Below are 3,900 nucleotides of genomic sequence, written 5' to 3' on the forward strand. Positions count from 1 at the left end.
AGCGGGTGGGCGGCGAAGTTGCGCGTCTCGTCTATCGCGTAGTCGATATAGGCGCCGGACGGGCAGCAGATGTAGCAGTTCGGCGCATCGCCGGTGTCGTTGAGCGTCAGCGGAAAGGTTCGGCCGGCGATCTCGAACATCTCGACCCTGGTCTTCAGGTTGGCGACAAGATCCTGTACCGGCATCTCGGTGAAAAGATTGACGAAAGCCTCGACCTTGGCCGGCCTGTTCTCGACCCTGTCGGCCTGCTGCAATGGCCTTTCGATGATGGCCACCCGGCTCACGATGCGTGCTCCAGCCGGCATTCGACACGGCGGAGCTTGCGGCCGGTTTCCAGCGGCAGCGGTGCACGGATGAGAGCAACCGTAGCGCTGGCCGTTCGCGCCTCCAACAGCGCACGCACCGCCTGAGTCGCATTCGCGGCCGCGTCGTCGGCCAAGTCCGGCGCAAGCCTGAGCTCGATCGCATCCGGCGCGGTCTGGATAAGGCGGAAATCGTCGATGCGGCGGTCGGCCTTGAGCGCGGCGTTGCGCAGCACATCCGGCGTGACGAGGACGCAACCGTTCGGGGAGGCAAGGCGGAAGACATCGTCCATTCGGCCGACGATCTCGTCGACGCAGCGCAGCGGTGAGCCGCAGCGGCAGGGTTTTTCCGACAATCGCAGCAGATCGTTCATGCGATAGCGCGCCATGATCTGGGTCTGGCGGCGAAACGCGGTCACCAGAGGCGTCACCAGCCCCTCGCCCACCGGTTCGAATTCGAAGAAGACGGAGTCCTCGGCAAGATGCAGCCCGCCCCGCCGGCACGTCACGGCAAACAGGCCTTCGGTCGCCATGTAGATCTGCTCGAGCGGCCGGCGAAAGAACGCTTCGATCGCCGGGCGGTCGACCGGGTCGAGCGTCTCGGCGGCCGAGAAGACACGCCCTGGCTGGAGGCGGAAGCGCTCGGCCGCGAAATGGCGCAGGATCTTCGGCGGCGCGATGATCACCGTTGGCTCGAAGGCTTCGAGCGTTTCACGCCAGCGCTCCGGCCCGAGCGTCAGGTCGAAGAAGGCGAGCCTGACCAGCCGTGACTTGCGGGCGCTGTCATAAAGCCCGGTGTTCTGCGGCAGGATGACGGCGACGCGCATGCCGCGCCACAGAAGGTCGGGCGCAGCCTTGGCGAGGATAGTGCCGAGCCAACGATATTTTTCCGCCTCTGAAATGACGAACAGGCCGCGATTGCCGGACGTGCCGGTGCTGGCGCCGACAGTGAGCGGGCCGACGCGACCGTCGCGCGCCAAGGCCGCCCAGCCCTCGCCTGCCGTCAGGCCATGAATATTGAAATCCTCGAAGCGGGACATCAGCAAGGCTTTGTCGGTTATCGGCAAATCGGCCAGGGAGGCCGGTGCCTTGCCGTAAAAAGCGGCGCTCGGCAGGTCGCGGTCGATGAAGCGGCGCAGCGCGGCCGCCTGCCAGCGCTCGAACTCCGCTCGGCTTTTCCGTGAGACCCAGCGGGTCAGCGCGAAGGAACCGACAGCTTCCGCCAGCCCGTTCATCCGGCCCTCACATCGCTTTGCAGCAGGTCGTACGCGATCAGTTCCGGATCATGGCAAAGCATCACCTCGCCACCTGTCGCAAGGAAACGTCGCAGCATGGCGCTGGTCGGCTCGATCGCCAAGGCACCCTCGGCGATGAGGGTCGTGGGAAAGCCAGGCGTGCGGTGGCCTGTCAGCGCAAGCAGCAACCATTGCACGTCGACGGCATAGAGCAGTGGCCGGTCCAGCTTGCCAAAGAGCAGGCCGAACTGGCCATCGGCATGTCCCGGGAGATCGACGGCGATGACACTGCCGTCGCTGAAGAGATCGGCGCCGCCAGGAATGCCGCCCTGGGCCCCGGCCCGCCGCTTTGCCGACAGGCCGTCAAGCCTTGCCTCGAAATCCGCGGGAAAGAGTTCTGTGAAGACACCATGGCGCAAATTCTGTCGCGGCGTCCGCGCCTTCACCCGCGCCCAGGCCGCATCGCTGGCGATGAAGCGAGCCCTGGGAAAGAGCGACAGGCCGGAAATGTGATCGGCGTGGAAATGCGTGACGATGACGGTCCGGACATCATCCGGCGAAAGGCCGAAATGCTTCAGCACCGGCAGGACCTGCTGGGCGGCGTTGAGCTCGGGCTTCAGCAACGCGCCGTAGAGCCGCAGCATCCGGCCGCGCCCTGCTCCCGTCAACGCCTCCGGCGTGTAGCCGGTGTCGACCAGAACGGGTCCCGCTGTCGGGTGGAAAATCAGGCCGTACCGGACGCGCAGCCGCACGCTCCGCCAACTGCCGCCGCGCAGGATGAGCCGCTCGGCCGCGCTCACCCAGGCGCTGTTGGCGAAGACGATCTTCATCCGACACTCCCGCCGGCGAAAGTGCGGTCGAGGCCCTCCTGGAAGGAGACCTTCGGCGTCCAGCCGAGGTTGCGCTTCGCCCTGGAGAGATCGAGGCTCTGGGCATAGGCGAAGAGGCCGAGCCCATAGCGGGTGACCGGCGGCTCCGGTCGGCCAGGCAGTCGGATCGCTATTGCTTCCATCACGCCAGCCGCAAGCATGGCCGGCATGAGTGGCATCGGCCGCCAGCGCGCATCGATGCCGGCGCGGGCGCAGGCTTCATCGGCGATTCGGCGCACCGGCAGCACCTCTCCGCCGGAAACATTGAAGATTTGGCCTTCCGCCCTCGCCGGCGCCGCAAGCGCGGCCATCACCGCATCGACCACATCGTCGACATGGGTGAGATCGATTGCCGCCCGGCCATCGCGAAACAATGGTAGCGGCCGGCTCTTCGCCGCCTTGACCAGGCGCGGCAGCAGCGCGCGGTCGCCGGCGCCATAGATGCCGCGCGGCCGCAGCACCACGGGGTGGATCAAAGGCGAACCCAACACGATCCGCTCGGCCTCGCGCTTGGTGCGGGCATAGTGGTTTACCGGCTCCGGCAAAGCTGCGTCCTCGGCGAGGCCAAGCTGGTCGCGAAAGGCGAAGCAGACCGACGGGCTGGAGATATGGACGAAGCGGCTGACGCCTTGTCGCTTCGCGAAATCGACGAGGTTCCGGGTCGCCGTGACATTGGCCACCACGAAATCCGTGAGCCGGCCGAAGGGCGAGGAGAGCGCCGCGCAGTGGATGATCCGTTCGACCCTGCCCAGCCTGGGGTCGGGCGCGTCGTCGAGCGGCTGCGCGAGGTCATGGCGGATGATGCGATGGCCGGCGGCTTCGAGCGCCGCGCAGCGTCCTTCGTCTCGGCCGAGCCCGAGCGCCAGCGTGCCGGATCCGGCCAACCGCGCGAGCATATGGGAGCCGAGAAAACCGCTGGCGCCGGTGACGAGGACGGCCACCCTCATACCTCCAGCGCCATGCCGCCGAAGGAGACGCCGGCCGACGTACCGAGGAAAAGCAGTTTTGTGCCGGGCGTCACCCGGCCCTCGTGGCGCGCGACATCGAGCGCGAAGGGCATGGAGGCCGCTATCTGGTTGCCGAAGCGGGCCGAGATGTCGACCAGCTTCTCCGGCGCAAAGCCGGTCTGCCGGGCCATGTGGGCAAGCGCGAATGGGCTGGCCTGATGCGGCACGACGAGATCGACATCGTCATGCGTCCAGCCGGCGCGCTCCAGCAGCGCCGAAACGAAGCCGCTGAAATGGCGCGACGTCAGGCGGAAAAGCTCCTTGCCGTCCATGTGGAAAAGGGTGTGGCGGGCAAACTCCTCCGGGTCCTTCTGGAAGTCGAAACGGGTGCCGCCGGAGCCGATGCCGCATGCCTCCCAGGCCGACGGATAGGTACGCATCAGGCCGGCGGCCACCCCGCCCTCGCCCGGCCCTGCCTTGCGCAGCACGGCCGCCGCCGCGCCGTCGCCGAACAATGCGGCGATCTCGGGCGCGTCCCGCCACGGCA

4 protein-coding genes and 1 pseudogene are annotated in these 3,900 nt (G+C 67.2%); all 5 read right to left on the reverse strand.

Annotated elements, in window-relative coordinates:
• Window positions 1-284: pseudogene (locus Q0L57_RS07695) on the reverse strand (GNAT family N-acetyltransferase); the annotation flags it as partial.
• A complete protein-coding gene (locus tag Q0L57_RS07700; RefSeq protein WP_296740577.1) occupies window positions 281-1,537 on the reverse strand; it encodes a F390 synthetase-related protein in 1,257 nt (418 codons plus the stop codon). The pseudogene Q0L57_RS07695 and the gene Q0L57_RS07700, both read right to left, overlap by 4 nt.
• A complete protein-coding gene (locus tag Q0L57_RS07705; RefSeq protein WP_296740580.1) occupies window positions 1,534-2,367 on the reverse strand; it encodes an MBL fold metallo-hydrolase in 834 nt (277 codons plus the stop codon). The genes Q0L57_RS07700 and Q0L57_RS07705 overlap by 4 nt, the downstream gene beginning before the upstream one ends.
• Window positions 2,364-3,347, reverse strand: a complete 984-nt coding sequence (locus Q0L57_RS07710) for an NAD(P)-dependent oxidoreductase (protein WP_296740582.1) — start codon at window positions 3,345-3,347, stop codon at window positions 2,364-2,366. Before Q0L57_RS07710 ends, Q0L57_RS07705 begins: the two co-directional genes overlap by 4 nt.
• A 2-nt stretch (window positions 3,348-3,349) precedes the next feature.
• Window positions 3,350-3,900 (reverse strand): 3-oxoacyl-[acyl-carrier-protein] synthase III C-terminal domain-containing protein (locus Q0L57_RS07715; RefSeq protein WP_296740585.1); only part of this gene is annotated, 551 nt, incomplete at its 5' end.

It is taken from the genome of Mesorhizobium sp., assembly GCF_024509055.1.
GTDB lineage: Bacteria > Pseudomonadota > Alphaproteobacteria > Rhizobiales > Rhizobiaceae > Mesorhizobium.